Below are 17,652 nucleotides of genomic sequence, written 5' to 3'. Positions count from 1 at the left end.
GCGGCGCATGAACGATGTCATTGAGCGTGCCAATTCCGGGGCGCACGGCTCGCCTGCACCGTTCCTGCTTCAGCTGAACACGCTTTCGAGGTCGACCTCTTCGGCGCTGTCGTCCAGCTTCAGGCTCTGCTCGATGTGGTCCAGGTGATGCAGCATCAGCTTCTCGGCGCGCTGGGCATCGCCGCGGTTCACGGCAGCGACGATTTCCTCGTGCTCGTCGGCGCGGCAACTGGTGGCCGTGGGGGCGTCGTACAGCGAGATGATCAGGCAGGTCAGCACCGACAGCTCGCGCATCGATCGCGCCAGAGCCGAGTTGCCGGCCAGTTCGGCCAGCAGCACATGGAACTCACCCGACAGGCGGACGATGGCGCGCTTGTCGTCGCGGCGTCGCGCGTCGGCCTCGAGCTCGATGTGGCGCTGCAGGCGCTGCTTCTTGGTGTCGTCGAGCGTACGGATGAGGCGGCGCAGCACGCCGGGTTCGATGAGGCGGCGCGCCTCGAACACGTCCTGCGCCTGCTCGATGGTGGGCTTGGCGACGAAGGCGCCGCGTTGCGGCACCAGCTCGACGATCTGCTCGTGAGCCAGCCGGGCCAGCACTTCGCGCACCTTGGCGCGGCTGGTCGCGAAGATCGTGGCCAGCCTGTCTTCCCCCAGCTTCGTGCCGGGCGCGAGACGGTGCTCGAGGATGGCTGCCGAGATCTTCTCGGCGATCTCCTCGACACTGTGTTCGCGGGCGTTGGCCGCGCCGTTCGCGCTGGTCTTGCGGGCTGGGGCTTTGGTGGACATCGGCGCCGATTCTATCGGCGGCCCCCCTACGCTGCAGAGCGCCACGGGACCCGCAACCTCAGCCCGTGCTGCATCCGGCATCGCGCGCCAGCAGCCGCGCCAAGGCGTCTGGCAGCCCCTGGTTCGGCTTGATCGGCGGCGGCGCAAAGCTGCCCCGGCGCGCCGGCGCAGGCGCCAGCGACACGAGCGTCTGGGCATGGCACACGGCGCTCGACACACCATCGACCACCGGCACCGGAATGCGGTCCTTGATCGAACGCGCCAGGCCCGCCAGCGGCGCGCCGGCGATGATGATCACATCCGCGCCGTCGTCCTCGATGGCCGACATGCACAACGCCTCCAGTCGCTGGCCGTGGTCGTCCTGCACGTGCCCGATGTCCTTGAGCGGACCGTCGAGACTGCGGATGCTCGCCAGCCGGTCGATCAGGCCGTTGGCCTGCACGCACTCGCGGTACCACGCCGTGATGCGCCGCGAGATCGCGACGATCGAGAAGCGCTTGCCCAGCAGGCACGCGCTCATCAGCGCGGCCTCGGTCAGGCCGACCACGGGGATGTCGAGCGCCTCGCGCAGGCCGTCGATGCCGGGGTCACCGAAGGCCGCGACCACGATGGCGTCGTGCCGCGCGTGGTGCTCCGCCGCGAGCGTAGCGGCGGCATAGGCGCCGATCAGCGATTCAAAGCGGGTCTCGATGTAGGCGACACCGAAGGGTGCGGTCAGCACCTCGATGCGCGTGTCGCGCGCGGCCGCACGCCGGGCTTCGGCCGCGATCAGGTCCGAGACGCTTTGCGAGGTGTTGGGGTTGATCAGCAGCAGGTTCATGGCAATGTCTCCAGGCGATTGGCTCAGGCCGGTCGGCGGCTCGGCAGCAAGGTGGGCTCGCCCCGGCGCAGGAATTCTCCGCGTCCGGCGCGCGGATGGAAGCGTTCGCCGTCCCACACGACCTCGCCGCGCGCCAACGTTAGCGCCGGCCAGGCTTTCACCTCGATGCCCTCGTAGGGCGTGTAGTCGACGTCGTGGTGCAGATCAGCGTTGCGGATGGCGCGCGGCGTGGTGCCCCAGACCACGAGGTCGGCATCGGCGCCGACGGCGATCGTGCCCTTGCGCGGGTGCAGCCCGTAGGCCTTGGCGGGGTTGGTGGACGTCAGCTCGACGAACTTGTTGATGGTGATGCGCCCATCGAGCACGCCGTGCGAAAACAAGAGCGGCAGCCGCGTCTCGATGCCGGGAATGCCGTTCGGAATGTGGCGAAACGCCACCTCTTCGCCGCCGGGCTTCTTGCCCTCGGGTGCGTCGTAGCGGAACGGCGCATGGTCCGAAGAGAAGATCGTGAACAGCCCGTCCGACAGCCCGTTCCAGATCACCTGCTGGTTCTCGCGGTTGCGCGGCGGCGGACTGCAGACGCAGCGCGCGCCCTGGTAGCTGTCGTCTAGCCCCAAGTCTTCGGCGGTCAGGAACAGGTACTGCGGGCAGGTCTCGGCGAACACGCTCAGGCCATGTGCGCGCGCCCAGCGGATCTGCTCGACGGCTTCGCGCCCGGACACGTGCACGATCATGATCGGCACGTCGACCAGTTCCGACAGCGCGATCGCGCGGTGCGTCGCCTCGCGCTCGACCAGCATCGGCCGCGCATGCGCATGAAAGCGCGGCGCAGTGCGTCCGCTGGCTTCGAGCCGCTTGGTCAGCCACTCGATGCAGTCGGCATTCTCGGCATGGATCATGGCCATCGCGCCCTGCTCCCTGGCCACCGCCAGCACGTCGAGGATCTGGCCGTCGTCCAGCTTCAGATCGTCGTAGGTCATGTAGATCTTGAAGGAGGTGTAGCCCTCGGCGATGAGCTGCGGCAGCTCATGCTTGAGTACTTCCTCGGTCGGGTCGCTCACGATCAGGTGAAAGGCGTGGTCCACGTGGGCGCGGCCTTCGGCGCGTTGGTGGTAGTCCTGCACGGCGGCGCGCAGCGACTGGCCCTTGTGCTGCGCCGCGAACGGGATCACGGTGGTCGTGCCGCCGCAGGCCGCCGCGCGGGTGCCGGTGTCGAAGTTGTCGGCCATGCGCACCGGCGGCTCCATCGGCTGGTCGAGGTGGCAATGGGCGTCGACGCCGCCCGGCGTCACGTAGCGGCCGGCGGCATCGATCTCCTGCCGCCCCGGCGGCAGGCCGAGGCCGAGCTGCACGATGCGGCCGTCGCGGATGCCGATGTCCGAATCGAAGGTGTCGCTGGCGGTGGCAACGCGGGCGTTGCGCACCACGAGATCGAGGTCGCGGAAGGTCATGGTCTTTCTTTGCTTTTATGTCTGTGTCTGATGGTCGGTGGTGGCCGTTCAGGCCTTCGCGTCGAACAGCCGGCCCCAGCCCTTCACGGCGCTCGGATCGACGCCGACCGTCTTCAACGCGCGCCAGACCACGGTGGCCACCGAGTCGTAGATCGGGATGCCTAGCTCGCGCTCCATTTCTTCGACCAGCTGCGCGCCGCTGAGGTTTGTGCACATGATGGTGATCGCGTCGGGGCGCTGTTGTGCCACCTCGCGCAGCATGCGGCGCAGCGTGTCGGGCTCGACCTCGCTGAACGCGAAGTTCACCGTCAGGTCCAGGTGGCGCTCGGCCACGCAGTCGATGCCGATGCCCGCGTAGTTGGCGACGATGCGCTGCTGCACGTCCTCGACATACGGCGATACCAGGCCCAGCGTGCGCGCGCCCTGCGCGGCCAGCAGTTCGTTGAGCGCCAGCACCGAGGTGGTGGCCGGGATACCGGTCGCCTCGGTGATGCGCGCGCACAGCGCCTGGTCTTTCTCGAAGCCGAGCCAGCTGGCCGAGGTGCCGCTCCAGCAGATCGTGTCCACACGCGCGTCGGCCAGCAGCCGCGCGGCGTCGAGGATCTTGCTGTCGTCGAACTGGTTCAGCGAGGCGTCGCGCATCGAGATCTCGGTGACGGTGAAGCGCGAGAAATGCGCGGAGACGCCAGGCACGCCCGCGACCATCGCGCTGGTCAGCGGTTCGAGCGCGGTGTTCGAGGAAGGCGTCAGCACGCCGATGAGCTTTCGTTGCGTCATGGTCGTCAGAGCCGGGGGGTATCGGTCGGGTCGGCCGGTGCGCCGGGCTTGCCCTGGTGGTGCGCGGCCAAGTCGAGTTCGCGCGCCAGGGCCTTGCGGCGCGCGGGCGTCGGGCTCGCATGCGAGGCGTTGTCGAGCGCGGGCAGCACGAAGTCGTTGACCATGCGGCGGATCGCCAGCACGTTCTTCGACTCGCGCAGGCCGCCCTCGATGGGCAGCATGCTCGTCATGACGACCACCGCATTGCGCTGCGGCAGCGCCACGATGAACTGGCCCTTGAAGCCCATGGCATGCACCTCGGGCTCGGTGGCGACGATGTCGTTGATCCACCAGTACTGCCCGTACCAGGGCGCGGACGACGGCGCGGTCATGGTCCGCATCCAGGCCTGCGACGTGATCTGCCGGTCGTTCCAGCGGCCGCCCGACAGCACCAGCATGCCGAGCTTGGCCATGTCGACGGCGCGCAGCCGCAGACCCCAGCCGGAGGACACGAGCCCCTTGTCGTCCGCGCGCTCCCAGGCGTAGTGCACCATGCCCATCGGCTTGAAGATCTTCTGCTCGGCGAAGGCCTGCAGCGGCATGCCGGCATCGGCGCCCAGCGTGGCGCTCGCGAGGATGGGGTTGACGTCGGTGTAGTCGAAGGCCTCGCCGGGCGGGCGCCGGGGCGTGGTGCCGGCCGCGAGCTTCAGGCGGTCCGGCGCGCCGTAGTAGATCGGGTCGTCGGTCGGCTTGAAGTCGTAGAACAGGCCGGTCGACATCGACATCACGTGCCGCAGTTCGATGGCCTGCTTGTCTGCGAGCGCGTCCTTCAGGTCGGGACGCGCCTTGGCCAGAATGGGCGCGATCTTCTCGTCGAGGCGTGAGCGGCCCTCGTCGATCAGCACGCCGGCCGCCAGCGCCGTGACGTTCTTGGTGATCGAGTACAGCTCGTAGTTGTGGTCGCGCGTAAGCCCCTGGCTGTAGCGCTCGAAGACCAGCTTGCCGTCCTTGACCACGAGGAAGCTGCGCACGTCGAGGTTTTCCTTGCGGATCCATTCCGACAGCCGCACCAGCGGCTGGGAGTCGACGCCCACGGCCTCGGGCACCGCAACGGCAATCCCGGGCTCGGCATCGACCGCCGGCTGGGCCAGGGCCACGCCGGCGAAGGCAAGGTGCAGGGCAACCGCACCCGCCGCGAGACGAAGATGAGAAACAAACATGGGAGCGTCTCCTTCCGGTTCGGTTGCGTGCTTCAGACCGGCAGCTTCTTGCTGTAGTCGATCAGCATCGTCGAGCAGACGAACAGGCCGGCACCGGCCGCCGTGAACAGCATCAGCGCCATGAAGTACGAGCCGGTCGCCTGCACGATCAGGCCCACCACGATCGGCACGCCGATGCCCGCGACATTGCCGCCGAGGTTCATGGTGCCGCCGAGGAAGCCGACCCGGGCACGCGTGCCGAGGATCGACGGCACGCACCAGAACAGGCCGCACCAGCGCAGGAAGAACAGCGTCACCGACAGCAGCACGACCACGGCGACCGGGTCCTTGATCTGGGTCACCATGAAGATGGCGATGGTGGCGATGATCGACGAGATGCCGAACAGCGTGCGCAGCACCTTGCTCTGCGAGGCACCGGCCGCCTGCCACTTGTCGGCCAGCCAGCCGCCGAACATCTCGCCGACGAAGCCCGAGAAGAACATGATGAACACCGCGCCGCCCATCTGCTTGATGTCGAAGCCGTGCACCTTCGACAGGTAGTTGGGCATCCACGTGAGCAAGCCGTAGAACAGCGCGTTGAAGCACATCCAGCCGAAGAACATGCCCCACACCGAGCGGTAGCGGAAGAAGTCGAGGACCCGGCCGCTCGCGTCGGCCGATTCCTTGGCGGCGTCGGCGGCGTGGCTGGCCTCGATGTAGCGCGCTTCGGCCTCGTTCACACCGGGATGCTGGCGTGGATGGTTGCGGATGTAGCTCCAGGCGAAGTAGCCTGCCACCACGGTGCCGACGCCGGCGATGACGAACGCCAGGCGCCAGGACCCGAGCACGGCAATCAATGCCGAGATCAGGATCGCGCCCAACGCGGCACCCAGGGGGGCACCGCCGTCGAGCAAGGTGGCGCCGCGCCCACGTTCGGTCTGGGTCATCCAGATGCCGTTGAGCTTGCCGCCCGCGGGGTAGATCGGCGCCTCGGCCGCGCCCAGGCCCAGCCGCGTCAACAGCAAGGGAACCCAGCCCGTGCAGAGGGCAGCGATGGCCTGGAAGGCGCCCCAGCCCACGGTCGCGCCAGCGATGACGACGCGCGGGCCGAAGCGGTCGGCCAGCATGCCGCCCGGGATCTGCATCAGCGCATAGGTCCAGAAGAACGAACTGAGCAGCAGGCCCTGCACGGCCGGGCCGATGTCGAATTCCTTGGCGATCAGCGGCATGGCCACCGAAAGCGAGGCCCGGTCGATGTAGTTGATCGAGATCAGGAACAACATCATCAGGAAGATCTTCCAGCGCACCTTGGTGGGCTGGTGGGCGGCGTCGGGGGCTGCGGCGGTCGCCTTGGCGCCGTCCGTCATGGTGTTTTGCATCGGTTTGTCTCCTTGCAGTGGCACGGATGCCAGCCTGCAGGAAAAGGACCCGGCACGCTGGCGAACTTTGCAGTCGCGGGTCGGGCTGGTCCGGGCCAGTGCACCACCGAGGCTGTCGGGCGTAATCTAGGCTTTGTTGAAATTAACGTCAACATTATTGTTGACAATATTGTTGACGATAGTGGTAAGCACCTAGCAGCGGCGTCGCCCTGCGGTGCCGCCGCTGTTGCGCCCGCTTACCCGAGAAGCAATGGAAGTTCGAGTGCTTTTGCTAAGCTGATCAGCTGCATGCACGCCAACCGAGGCAAAGCGAAACGCCGAACGGGCACACCAAGGGTGTGCAGGCTGCCAAAGACGCTCTGAAAATGATAAATTTTCATTTGAAATCAATGACTTACAATAATTTATGAAAATCGCCACCTGGAACGTCAACTCCCTCACCGCGCGCCTTCAGCACGTGCTCGACTGGCTCATCGCCAATCCGGTCGACGTGCTGTGCCTGCAGGAGCTCAAGATGACCGACGACAAGTTCCCGCTCGACGTGCTCAAGTCGGCCGGCTACGAAGCGGCGGTGTTTGGCCAGAAGACCTACAACGGCGTGGCGGTCCTCAGCCTTGCACCAATGCGCGACGTGGTGAAGAACATTGGTGGCTTCACCGACGACCAGTCGCGCGTGATCGCGGCCACCGTTGAAACGCCGTCGGGTCCGCTGCGTGTGGTCAACGGCTACTTCGTGAACGGCCAGGCGCCGGGCACCGACAAGTTCGAATACAAGCTGAAGTGGCTCGACGCGCTGCGAGACTGGCTGCGCCAGGAAATGGTGTCGAACCCGAACCTCGTGCTGCTGGGCGACTTCAACATCACGCCGGAAGACCGCGACAGCTTCGACCCGGTGGGCCTGAAGGAAACGATCCACCACACGACCGAGGAGCGCAACCATTTCAAGGCGCTGCTCGACCTGGGCCTGACAGACAGCTTTCGCATGTTCGAGCAGCCCGAGAAAAGCTATTCGTGGTGGGACTACCGCATGCTGGGCTACCAGAAGAACCGCGGGCTGCGCATCGACCACGTCCTGGTGAGCCAGCCGCTGGTGCCGCGCGTGAAGGGCTGCGTCATTGACCGCGTGCCGCGCAAATGGGAAAAGCCGAGCGACCATGCGCCGGTGGTGCTCGATCTGGACCAGGGGGCCTGACCGATGGCCGTGCCCACCCGCATCGCAGGCCGCATCGCATTGGCGGCCACCGCACTCGCGCTGTCCGCCTGCTCCCTGCTGAAGCCCACCGACAAGCCCGAAGGCGGTACGGGCGCCACCGCGACCACCGGCGAAGCCGTGCCGGACGACCGCAACGTGCCCACCGTGCGGCTGATCACTGCACAAACGCCGGCCGTGCGAACGTACCGCAAGATCGGCGCGCGCCACATCTACAACAAGTACGCAAGCCGCATCTACAAGGGCAAGATTCCGCCGCTGGTGTATGCGGTGGTGGTGGTCGAGACCGAGATCGACGCCACCGGGAAGGTAGTGAACGTCACGTTCAGCCGCACGCCGAGCCATGCGCCCGAAGTGCCGCCGATGATTGCCGAACTGATCAAGGCCACGTCGCCGCTGCCCAATCCGGGCAAGCTGGGTGCTCACACGTACGTTGACACCTGGCTCTGGGACAAGAGCGGGAAATTCCAGATCGATTCGCTGACGCTCGGCCAGCGCAGCAGGTAGCTTGGCACACCCCCTGCAGGGGGCGATACCGGCGGCCCGGCAAAGCCGGTTCCGCGGCATCCCTGCTGGGGTCGCGTCGTAAAAAAGCCCCGAAGGGCCTTCTCATTCGATCCCGAGTTCCTGGATCTTTCGGGTGATGGTGTTGCGCCCGATGCCGAGCTTCTGCGCGGCCTCGATGCGGCGGCCTCGCGTGTTGGCCAGGGCCGTGAGGATCAGCCTCGACTCGAAGCGGCGCGTGAGCACGTCCCAGACGTCGGTGCGGCCCGCCGCCAGCAGCGCCTGCGCCTCGACCTCCAGGCCACTTTCCCAACTGCTCACGCCTGCATGCGCTTCGGTGGATTCGGATACGGCGGGCACGGGCGCTGACTCACCGCTGGCCGCAATCGGCGGCGATGCGACGGACTGGGCCATCGCAGCCGGCGCGGCAGCCACGGCTTCGGGCACGTGGGCCTCGGCGCCTGCACCGACGGCCATCACCTCGGGCGGCAGGTCCTTCGCTTCGATCAGCTGGGCCGGTGCCATCACGGTCAGCCAGTGGCAGATGTTCTCGAGCTGGCGCACATTGCCCGGAAAGCTGAAGGCCGCGAGCCTGGCCAGCGCCGCGTCGGAAATGCGCTTGGGCTCGACGCCGAGCTGGCGCGCGCTCACCTGCAGGAAGTGGCGCGTGAGCGCGGGCACGTCTTCGCCGCGTTCGCGCAATGCCGGCAGGCGCAAGCGGATCACGTTGAGGCGGTGGAACAGGTCTTCGCGAAAGCCGCCGAGCTTGACGCGCTGCTCCAGGTCCTGGTGGGTCGCGGCGATCACGCGCACGTTGGCCTTCACCGAGTTGTGGCCGCCCACGCGGTAGAAATGGCCATCGCTCAGCACGCGCAGCAGGCGCGTCTGCAGGTCGAAGGGCATGTCGCCGATTTCGTCGAGGAACAGCGTGCCGCCCTCGGCCTGCTCGAAGCGGCCGCGGCGCATGGTCTGCGCGCCGGTGAAGGCACCGCGCTCATGGCCGAAGAGTTCGCTCTCGAGCAGGTCCTTCGGGATGGCCGCGGTGTTGATGGCCACGAAGGGGCCGTTGGCGCGCGGCGAGTGCTTGTGCAGCGCACGCGCCACCAGTTCCTTGCCCGAGCCCGATTCGCCGGTGATGAGCACCGTGACGTTGCTCTGCGAGAGCCGGCCGATCGCGCGGAAAACGTCCTGCATGGCGGGCGCCTGGCCGAGCATCTCGGGCGCGGCGACCATGCGTTCTTCGGCGACTTCCTCGCGCTGGCTTTCGTCGACGGCGCGGCGGATGAGCTCGACCGCGCGCGGCAGGTCGAAGGGCTTGGGCAGGTATTCGAAGGCGCCGCCCTGGAAGGCCGAGACGGCGCTGTCGAGGTCTGAAAAGGCCGTCATGATGATGACGGGCAGGCCGGGATGCTTGGCCTTGATCTTGTCGAGCAGGTCGAGCCCGGAGCCGCCGGGCATGCGGATGTCGCTCACCAGGACCTGGGGACCTTGCTGATCGTCGTCGGCGGCCTGTTCGAGTGCTGCGAGCACCTCGCGCGTGTTCGTGAAACTGCGCGTGGGCAAGTCTTCGCGCAGCAGAGCCTTCTCGAGCACGAAGCGAATCGATTGGTCGTCATCAACTATCCAGATCGGCTTCATGCATCTCCTTGTTGCCGGGCTGCTAGGGCAGCGGTATCAATATCTTGAAATCGGTTCGGCCCGGGACGCTGTCGCACTCGATCACGCCGTGATGCTGTTGCACAAAAGTCTGTGCGAGCGTCAATCCCAGCCCCGTCCCGCCTTCCCTGCCCGATACCAGCGGATAGAAGATGCGGTCCTTGATCGTGTCCGGCACACCCGGTCCATTGTCGATGACATGCAATTCCAGTGCCAGTCGATACCACTGCTTGTTGAAGATCACCTGGCGGGCGATGCGCGTCTTGAAAGTGATCTGCGCATCGCCGGCCGCGCGGCGCTCGGCCAGCGCCTGCGCGGCGTTGTGCGTGATGTTGAGCGTGGCCTGGATGAGCTGCTCGCGGTCGCCGCGGAACTCGGGAATCGACACGTCGAAATCGCGCTCGATGTGCAGGTCGCGCGGAAACTCCGCAAGGATGACCGAGCGCACGCGCTCGCACACCTCGTGGATGTTGACGTCGCCCACCACGTGCGGCCGGCGGTGCGGCGCGAGCAGGCGGTCGACCAGTGTCTGCAGCCGGTCGGCCTCGTGGATGATGACCTGGGTGTATTCGATGAGGTCGCGCGATTCGACCTCCATCTGCAGCAGCTGTGCCGCGCCGCGGATGCCGCCGAGCGGGTTCTTGATCTCGTGCGCGAGGTTGCGGATGAGTTCCTTGTTGGCTTGCGCCTGGTCGATGAGGCGCTCTTCGCGGTCCTGCCGCACCTGATGCTCGAGCGGCGACATCTCGATGATGAGTTCGCCCTTCTTGTCGCCATGCGCGAGCGTGACCTGCACCGGCATGAGCTCGTGGTTGACGCGGCGCAGGAAGGCTTCGTAGCGCAGGGTGGCGAAGTCGTTGCTGCTCGCGCCGTCGATCGCCGTGCGCAGCACCTGCGGCTCGTGAAAGCACGCACCGAACTGCGACCCTTCGAGGGTGCGCCGCGATGTGCCCAGTGCGTCTTCGAGGCCTGCATTAGCAAACAGCACCGAGCCGTTGCTGTTGACCACCGCGATCAGCGTGGACAGCAGGTCGAAGGACTGGAAGCGCGGATTGGCGCCGCTCGCCTTCTTCCCGAACACCATATGGCTATTGCGGCTGCTGCTTGTTCGGCAGGCGGCCGATCTCGCGGCGGATGCCGGCGATGTCGCTTTCGTTGCGCGCCAGCTCGGCCTTCATTTCGGCGACGCGGTCCAGGTACTTCTGGTAGTTGCGGCCTTCGCTGCCCTGCTTTTCAGGCTCGCCGTTGTTGTATTCCTTCTGCAGCTCGGCCTGGCGTGCCTCCGCCTTCTTGAGTTCGGCTTCGAGCACCGAGCGCGCCTCGCCGTCGCGCGCGCGCTGGTCGACACCTTCGACACGCGGGCTGCCCGCCGGTGCGCGTGCCGCGGAGGAGCCACCGGACGACGCGGAGCCGCCCGAAGTTTTCGTGCCTTGCACGACCGTGACGTTGCCGCCTTCCATGACCTTGCAGCCCTTCTGCTGGGCGATGGTGGCGTTGTTGGTGTACTCGTTGCCGCAACGCCAGACGCGCTCCTGCGCGAGCGCCGGTAGCGCGATCAATGAACCGGCCAGAAAAATGAGAGAAGCAGTCTTCATGTGTATCGGTGGAGGGCGGCGACAAAGGTGCATTTTCGTGCAATTCGATGCCAACCGTGACCAAATGTTCCAGGCCAATGAAAAAGGACGGCCGAGGCCGTCCTTTTGTCTTGAATCCCCGTCAGGGGCTCGCCTTTACAGCGAGTAGTACATGTCGAACTCGACCGGGTGGGTCGCCATGCGGAAGCGCGTGACTTCCTGCATCTTCAGCTCGATGTACGCATCGATGTATGCATCGGTGAACACGCCGCCCTTGGTCAGGAAGGCACGGTCCTTGTCCAGGTATTCCAGGGCCTGGTCGAGGCTGTGGCAGACGGTCGGGATCAGCGCGTCTTCTTCCGGCGGCAGGTGGTACAGGTCCTTGCTGGCGGCTTCGCCCGGATGGATCTTGTTTTCGACGCCGTCGAGGCCCGCCATCAGCAGCGCAGCGAAGCCGAGGTACGGGTTCATCAGCGGATCGGGGAAGCGCGCTTCGACGCGGCGGCCCTTCGGGTTGGCCACGAACGGAATGCGGATCGAGGCCGAGCGGTTCTTGGCCGAGTAGGCCAGCTTCACCGGGGCTTCGAAGCCGGGCACCAGGCGCTTGTAGCTGTTGGTGCCGGGGTTCGTGATGGCGTTCAGCGCGCGGGCGTGCTTGATGATGCCGCCGATGTAGTGCAGGGCGAAGTCCGAGAGACCTGCGTAGCCGTCGCCTGCGAACAGGTTCTTGCCGTCCTTCCAGACCGACTGGTGCACGTGCATGCCGGAGCCGTTGTCACCGACGATGGGCTTGGGCATGAAGGTGGCGGTCTTGCCGTAGGCGTGGGCCACGTTGTGGATCACGTACTTCTGCAGCTGGACCCAGTCGGCGCGCTGGACCAGCGTGCTGAACTTGGTGCCCAGTTCCATCTGGCCGGCGTTGGCCACTTCATGGTGATGCACTTCGACCGGGATGCCGAGCGATTCGAGCACCAGGCACATTTCCGAGCGCATGTCCTGGAAGCTGTCGACCGGGGGAACCGGGAAGTAGCCACCCTTGACTGCGGGACGGTGGCCAGTGTTGCCGTGCTCGTATTCCTTGTCGGTGTTCCACGAGGCTTCTTCGGAGTCGATCTTCACGAAGCAGCCCGACATGTCGTTCTTCCAGCGAACGCCGTCGAACACGAAGAACTCGGGTTCCGGACCGAAGAAGGCGGTGTCGCCCAGGCCCGAGGCCTTCATGTAGGCTTCGGCGCGCTTGGCGAGCGAACGCGGATCGCGCTCGTAGGCCTTGCCGTCGGCGGGGTCGATCACGTCGCAGGTCAGGATCAGCGTCGTTTCTTCGAAGAAGGGGTCGATGTTGGCGGTGTTCGGGTCGGGCATGAGCTGCATGTCCGAAGCTTCGATGCCCTTCCAGCCGGCGATGGACGAACCGTCGAACGCGTGGCCCGAGGTGAATTTGTCTTCATCGAAAGCCGAGACCGGCACGGTGACGTGCTGCTCTTTGCCACGGGTGTCGGTGAAGCGGAAGTCGACGAACTTGACCTCGTTTTCCTTGACGAGCTTGAGTACATCGGCGACGGTCTTTGCCATCAGTTTCTCCTGAGTTGGATGGTGGTTAGGAATACAGGGACGAGGGATGCAGTTTCTGTGCCATTGTCGCCTCACCGGACGACGCTTTGGCGAGCGCTGCAAACCCCAAATAGAGGCGGAAATTCACCAAATTGGTGCAATCGGCATCAACGCACCAATTCTGGGCCAAGCTTGGCATCAAAGGTGTGCAACCCTTCGATCAGCTGGACATAGGCGGCATCGAGCCGGCCGGGGTCGCCTTTGACGCCCAGCTCGATGTGCCGGCCATATTCAGGGTGGTCGACACTGGGCAGGCTGAACACCTTGATGCCGGCGTGCGCGGCCTCGATGGCCTGCATGAGCGGGGTCAGCGTGGCTTCCATGGCACCGAAAACGATCACCGATTTCTCGGCGACGGCATTGCGGGTGAACAGGTCGGCGTAGCGACTGTCGAGCACGGACTCGATCATGGGCCAGGCCATGACCGGAAAGCCCGGCACGAAATGCACGTGGTCGACGCTGAAACCCGGAATCTTGTTGTACGGGTTGCGGATGATGGTCGCGCCCTGCGGGAACACGCCCATGTTGAGGCGGTGGATGTTGTCGGGACGGTCGGGCTCATAGGGCAGGCCCTGTTCGTCCGCCGTGTCCCGCATGCGTTCGCGGATCAGCATCTCGGCTTCGGGGTGCAGCGCGAGCGGCACGCGCAGCGCCTGCGCAGCGCACTGGCGGGTATGGTCGTCGGGCGTGGCGCCGATGCCGCCGGTCGAGAAAACGATGTCGCCCGAGGCAAAGGCACGCATGAGCGCGGCGGTGATGCGCGTGGGCTCGTCGCCCACGTACTCCGCCCAGCCGAGCTGCAGGCCGCGCGCGGCGAGCAGCTCGATGACCTTGGCCATGTGCTTGTCGGCCCGCTTGCCGGAAAGGATCTCGTCGCCGACGACGATGAGACCGAATGCGCGTGTCATGGTGAACCCCATTGAGAGAGTGCGGCCTTGCTGGCTCCCTCGGCTTCGAGGGCCGACGTGGTGCCGGCGGCGGTCGACGCTTCGGCCACGGCGCGCTGGGCGCGCAGCTGCGCCAGCGCGTCGAGGCAGTAGTGCGCGAACCAGAGCGCCGAGAAGGCGAAGACCAGTGTGTAGATCCAGATGGCGATCGGCACCAGCACGAAGAAGGCGGCGGCGAACAGCAGGCCTGATGCCCAGACGATGCTGGGCGCGGCGCCCAGGTAGCCGCAAAGCACGCCGATGCACAGCAGCGGCAGCCGATGCGCGCGCAGCAGCGCGGTGCGCTCCTCGGGGCTGGCATGCTCGGCCAGCGCATCGAAGCTCATCACGCGGTAGGTGAGCCAGCCCCAGATCAGTGGCGGCAGGATCAGCACCAGCGGCGGAATGAGCCACAGCGGCATCGACACCACGAGGGCGATCAGCGCCAGGATGGTGACGCCCAGCGAACGCGCGACGCTGCCGAAGAACGAAGCGCCCTTTTTCTGTTCGAGCGAGGGAAAGCGCCGCTCGGCCACCAGCTTGGTCAGCGCGGGCGCCATGAAGCCGGCCACGATCAGCAGGCAGAGCACCACGATCACCGGGGTGGCGGCAAACACCACGACCAGGGACGCCAGTGCGGAAGTGACGTCACCGGAGAAAAGACGGCCGATCCAGGCCCAGAAGCTCGACAGCAGCGGCCAGGCGTCGAGCGCGCCGCGCGTCCATACGACCGCGTCGTCCCAGTAGAAGTAACCGAGCCCCGCGGCCAGCACCACCATCAGGCCCAAAGGCAGCAGCGACAGCACGATCACGCGCGGCAGCATGCAATAGGCGACCGCGCGCCAGAAGGAGTCGAGGAGCAGGCGCATGAGGCAGCGAGGATAACGCGTCGGACGCGCCTTTCAGGGCCCGGAGCCCCTCAGCCGCGACCGGCCATCCGCTTCAGGCCGAGCCACTGCTGGGCCCAGAAGCCACGGCCGTAGTCGCGCACGCGCCCAGTCGCGTCCGGCTCGACCTGGTCGCGGATGCCGGTCGGGTCGTAGCGGTCCTCGAAGTTCGCGGTGCGAAACAGCATGTCCCACCACGGCAGCAGCACGCCGAAGTTGTGGCCGCCCAGCGTGCTCTTGCCGTTCGACTCGTGCCCCAGTCCGATGCTGTGGTGCAGCCGGTGGAAGCGCGGGCTGATCCACAGCCGCTCGCCGATGGCGCCGAAGCTCAGCCGCAGGTTGGCGTGCTGCAGGCTTTCGCTGAGCTGCGTGAAGGCGACGAAGGCGATGAACTGCCCCGGCGCCACGCCGATCAGCTGCGCCACGATGACGATCAGCGTGTCATGGACGATGTCGTCGAGCAGGTGGTTGCGGTCGTCGCTCCACATGGTCATCTGGCGCTGCGAGTGGTGCAGCGAATGCAGGCCCCACCACCAGTTGAACTGGTGCTGGCCGCGATGGATCCAGTAGCCGACGAAGTCGAGCACCACGAGGTAGATGGCGAAGGCCACCACCGGCACGTCGGTCACGCCGGGCCACACCTCGTCGAGATGAAAGGTGCCCCACCCCGCCGTGCGCAGGCTGCCCAGTGCGTCGTCGAAGAAGGGCTGCAGCGTGAAGAACAGCGCCAGCCGGAACAGGCCGAGGCGGTGGATCAGCGTGTAGAGCACGTCGATGCGGACCGCATGGCGATCGACCACCGGCTCCACCGAGCGCCAGCGCTGCAGCGGCCCGATGACCGCGATCAGCACCAGGATCTGGATGAGGCCGACCAGCAGCCAGCCGGTGGCATCGAAGGCGTCCTCGGTCCAGCCGCCGAGGCCGACGGCATAGACCAGCGGCTGCACGGCGGTCTCGAAGAACCAGCCCTGCAGGGCGGAAAAGGCGTCTGTCAGCCAATCGATCATGGCGGCAACTCGGTCAGGGGTGGGATGCGATCCAGGCGCGGAAGTCCGGATGCTGGCGCAGCGTCTGGAAACAGAAGCCCTTGGCCTTGAGACCGACGATCAGCGGCTCGAGGTTGGCCGGCGCCCACGGGTCCTTGCGCGACCAGATGCCCAGGTGCGCGAGCAGGATGTCGCCAGGGCGAATGGTGTCGAGCGCCTGCGTCAGCAGCCTGGCGTTGCTGAACTTCTCGCTCGGCAGTTCGTCGCCGAGGAAGCCGGCGGGTGCCCAGCCGACGTACTTGTAGCCGCAGCCCTCGGCGGCGGCCAGCAACGCGGGGGACGTCTTGCCGCCCGGCGCGCGGTACAGCGGCAGCGGTTTCTTGCCCGTGATGGCGGCCAGGCGGTCGGACGACTTGCGGATGTTGGCGCAGTACTCGGCCGCGCTCCAGGTCGATTCCTTGCCGTCCTGCGGGCCGGCCGAAGGCTTGATGCGGAAGCTCGGCGGCGCGCCCTTGACGTCGGCGCGCCAGTACGCGTGGTCGTAAGTGTGGGAGCCGAACTCGTTGCCCTCGGCCGCCCTCGCCTTCCACCACGGCGCCCAATGGTCGTCGAGGCTGTCGCCGTCGGTCTGGGTGCGCTCGGCGGCGGCGAAGAAGGTGACGCGCACGTCCTGCCGCTTGAGCACGTCGGCCACCAACGGGGCGACGCCCATGTGGCCGGTGTCGAAGGTCAGGTACACGGGCTTTTCGCAGGTGGCGCCCGGCTGCGCGCCCCAGGCCACGGGCGCCAGGGCCCCGGCCAGCGACAACGCGAGGGCCGCGCCGATGCGGCTAGATGCGCTTGCCATGATCGAGCGTCCAGACACCGTGCGGCGAACGGCCGACGTTGACCTGGCGCACGACCTTGTTGCTGGCCAGGTCGACCACGCTGAGCTTCTTGGCCCATCGCGAAGTCACGTACAGCGTCTTGCCATCGGCCGAGACGTCCATGCAGTCGGGGCCACCGGGCACGGGATAGTTCGCGATGACCTTCAGCGTCGCCAGGTCGATCCGGCTGATGCTGTTGGCCACGCGGTTGCTCACGAACACGCTCTTGCCGTCGCCGGCCGAACGGAAGGCGTGGGCGCCCTTGCCGGTGGGGATCTTGCCGACCAGCTTCGGCTCGGCGCCGGCCACGTCGAACACCTGCACGCCGTCGCTGCCGGTCAGCCCCACCAGCAGGGTCTTGTCGTTGTGCACGCCGAAGATGTCGGCCGGCATGGTGCCAGTGGCGGTGCGCCACTTGACGGTCTGCGTGGGCAGATCGATGGCGATCATCTCGTCGCTGTCCTGCATCGTCACGTAGGCGATGGTGCTGGTGTTGTCGATCCAGATGTGGCTGGGCGTCTTGCCGCTGGCGATGCGCTTGGCCAGCTTCAGGTCTTTCCCGTCCCAGCGGTAGATGTCGACGTGGTTCAGGCGGTTGCCCGCCGTGACGAACCACTTCATGTCGCGCGAGAACTGCAGCTGGTACGGATCGATGATGCCGTAGACCACGCGCTGCACTTCGGCCGTGCGGGGGTTCAGGAAGGTCAGCGAATCGCCCGCCGAGTTGGCCACGATGACCGATTTCTCGTCGGGCGTCATGTAGAGGTGGTGCGGCTCCTTGCCGGTGGCGATGCGCTGCTTTTCCGTCCAGTCGACCGGATTGATCACGCTCACGTTGGCATCCAGCGAGTTGAGCACGAAGATCGGCGGAGGTTCGGCCGGCGCGGCAGCAGCGGTGTGTGCCGCCAGGGCCGTCAGACAGGAAAGCAGGAAGGCCGCGGTGCGGCCGTTCGGTCGAGCAGGGAGTCGCAAGGGAAGGTTCCGAGAGAGAGCTGCGAATCTTAACGGCCAGGTCTTATGGCTGGCTGACCGGGAATACGC

General features: G+C 66.4%; 17 protein-coding genes. 2 read left to right on the top strand and 15 right to left on the bottom strand.

All coding sequences use genetic code 11. From position 1 onward, the window contains the following. Nucleotides 1–69: 69 nt before the first annotated feature. From ACEN9N_RS04110 to ACEN9N_RS04085, 6 genes are read right to left on the bottom strand one after another with little or no spacing between them, the layout of a single operon-like run. Entirely contained in the window at nt 70–786 is a 717-nt protein-coding gene (locus ACEN9N_RS04110) for a GntR family transcriptional regulator (protein WP_413314724.1), read from the bottom strand. Between the two features lie 58 nt (nt 787–844). After that, nucleotides 845–1,606: an aspartate/glutamate racemase family protein gene (locus ACEN9N_RS04105; RefSeq protein ID WP_495655401.1), complete on the bottom strand. Its 762-nt coding sequence runs from the start codon at nt 1,604–1,606 to the stop codon at nt 845–847. A 23-nt stretch (nt 1,607–1,629) separates the two neighbouring features. After that, on the bottom strand, nt 1,630–3,057 hold the full coding sequence (gene hydA / locus ACEN9N_RS04100; RefSeq protein ID WP_495655400.1) for a dihydropyrimidinase: 1,428 nt from the start codon (nt 3,055–3,057) through the stop codon (nt 1,630–1,632). A gap of 48 nt (nt 3,058–3,105) precedes the next feature. Continuing rightward, entirely contained in the window at nt 3,106–3,834 is a 729-nt protein-coding gene (locus ACEN9N_RS04095; RefSeq protein ID WP_495655399.1) for a maleate cis-trans isomerase family protein, read from the bottom strand. A 5-nt stretch (nt 3,835–3,839) separates the two neighbouring features. Continuing rightward, nucleotides 3,840–5,033, bottom strand: coding sequence for a serine hydrolase domain-containing protein (locus ACEN9N_RS04090; RefSeq protein WP_495655398.1), 1,194 nt, complete (start codon nt 5,031–5,033; stop codon nt 3,840–3,842). Nucleotides 5,034–5,065: 32 nt separating this feature from the next. Continuing rightward, nucleotides 5,066–6,379, bottom strand: coding sequence for an MFS transporter (locus ACEN9N_RS04085; RefSeq protein WP_086012090.1), 1,314 nt, complete (start codon nt 6,377–6,379; stop codon nt 5,066–5,068). Between the two features lie 418 nt (nt 6,380–6,797). Between ACEN9N_RS04085 and xth the strand changes: the two genes are divergently transcribed. Then, nucleotides 6,798–7,583 (top strand): exodeoxyribonuclease III, encoded by a 786-nt coding sequence (xth, locus tag ACEN9N_RS04080; RefSeq protein WP_495655397.1) that lies wholly within the window; start codon nt 6,798–6,800, stop codon nt 7,581–7,583. A 3-nt stretch (nt 7,584–7,586) separates the two neighbouring features. After that, nucleotides 7,587–8,108 (top strand): hypothetical protein, encoded by a 522-nt coding sequence (locus tag ACEN9N_RS04075; protein ID WP_495655396.1) that lies wholly within the window; start codon nt 7,587–7,589, stop codon nt 8,106–8,108. Nucleotides 8,109–8,210: 102 nt separating this feature from the next. Here ACEN9N_RS04075 and ntrC read toward each other — a convergent pair whose 3' ends face one another. The 9 genes from ntrC to ACEN9N_RS04030 form a co-directional block, all read right to left on the bottom strand. Next, nucleotides 8,211–9,743, bottom strand: coding sequence for a nitrogen regulation protein NR(I) (gene ntrC / locus ACEN9N_RS04070; RefSeq protein ID WP_495655395.1), 1,533 nt, complete (start codon nt 9,741–9,743; stop codon nt 8,211–8,213). A 22-nt stretch (nt 9,744–9,765) separates the two neighbouring features. After that, nucleotides 9,766–10,845, bottom strand: a complete 1,080-nt coding sequence (glnL, locus tag ACEN9N_RS04065; RefSeq protein ID WP_056510423.1) for a nitrogen regulation protein NR(II) — start codon at nt 10,843–10,845, stop codon at nt 9,766–9,768. 4 nt (nt 10,846–10,849) lie between these two features. Beyond that, a complete protein-coding gene (locus ACEN9N_RS04060) occupies nt 10,850–11,356 on the bottom strand; it encodes a hypothetical protein (protein ID WP_007829405.1) in 507 nt (168 codons plus the stop codon). Between the two features lie 135 nt (nt 11,357–11,491). After that, nucleotides 11,492–12,907, bottom strand: coding sequence for a type I glutamate--ammonia ligase (glnA, locus tag ACEN9N_RS04055; protein WP_007829403.1), 1,416 nt, complete (start codon nt 12,905–12,907; stop codon nt 11,492–11,494). A gap of 146 nt (nt 12,908–13,053) precedes the next feature. Continuing rightward, nucleotides 13,054–13,854: a competence/damage-inducible protein A gene (locus ACEN9N_RS04050; protein WP_495655394.1), complete on the bottom strand. Its 801-nt coding sequence runs from the start codon at nt 13,852–13,854 to the stop codon at nt 13,054–13,056. Beyond that, complete coding sequence (locus ACEN9N_RS04045) at nt 13,851–14,741, bottom strand: EI24 domain-containing protein (RefSeq protein WP_007829399.1); 891 nt, start codon at nt 14,739–14,741, stop codon at nt 13,851–13,853. The genes ACEN9N_RS04050 and ACEN9N_RS04045 overlap by 4 nt, the downstream gene beginning before the upstream one ends. Nucleotides 14,742–14,791: 50 nt before the next feature. Beyond that, entirely contained in the window at nt 14,792–15,766 is a 975-nt protein-coding gene (locus ACEN9N_RS04040; RefSeq protein ID WP_413314734.1) for a sterol desaturase family protein, read from the bottom strand. 13 nt (nt 15,767–15,779) lie between these two features. Next, entirely contained in the window at nt 15,780–16,592 is an 813-nt protein-coding gene (locus ACEN9N_RS04035) for a polysaccharide deacetylase family protein (RefSeq protein ID WP_413314736.1), read from the bottom strand. Continuing rightward, a complete protein-coding gene (locus ACEN9N_RS04030; protein ID WP_007829392.1) occupies nt 16,576–17,583 on the bottom strand; it encodes a YncE family protein in 1,008 nt (335 codons plus the stop codon). Before ACEN9N_RS04030 ends, ACEN9N_RS04035 begins: the two co-directional genes overlap by 17 nt. Between the last annotated feature and the right edge of the window lie 69 nt (nt 17,584–17,652).

The organism is Variovorax sp. Varisp46, assembly GCF_059491885.1.
Note: the sequence above shows the minus strand (reverse complement) of the source record. Positions and strands in the feature narration are given on the sequence as shown.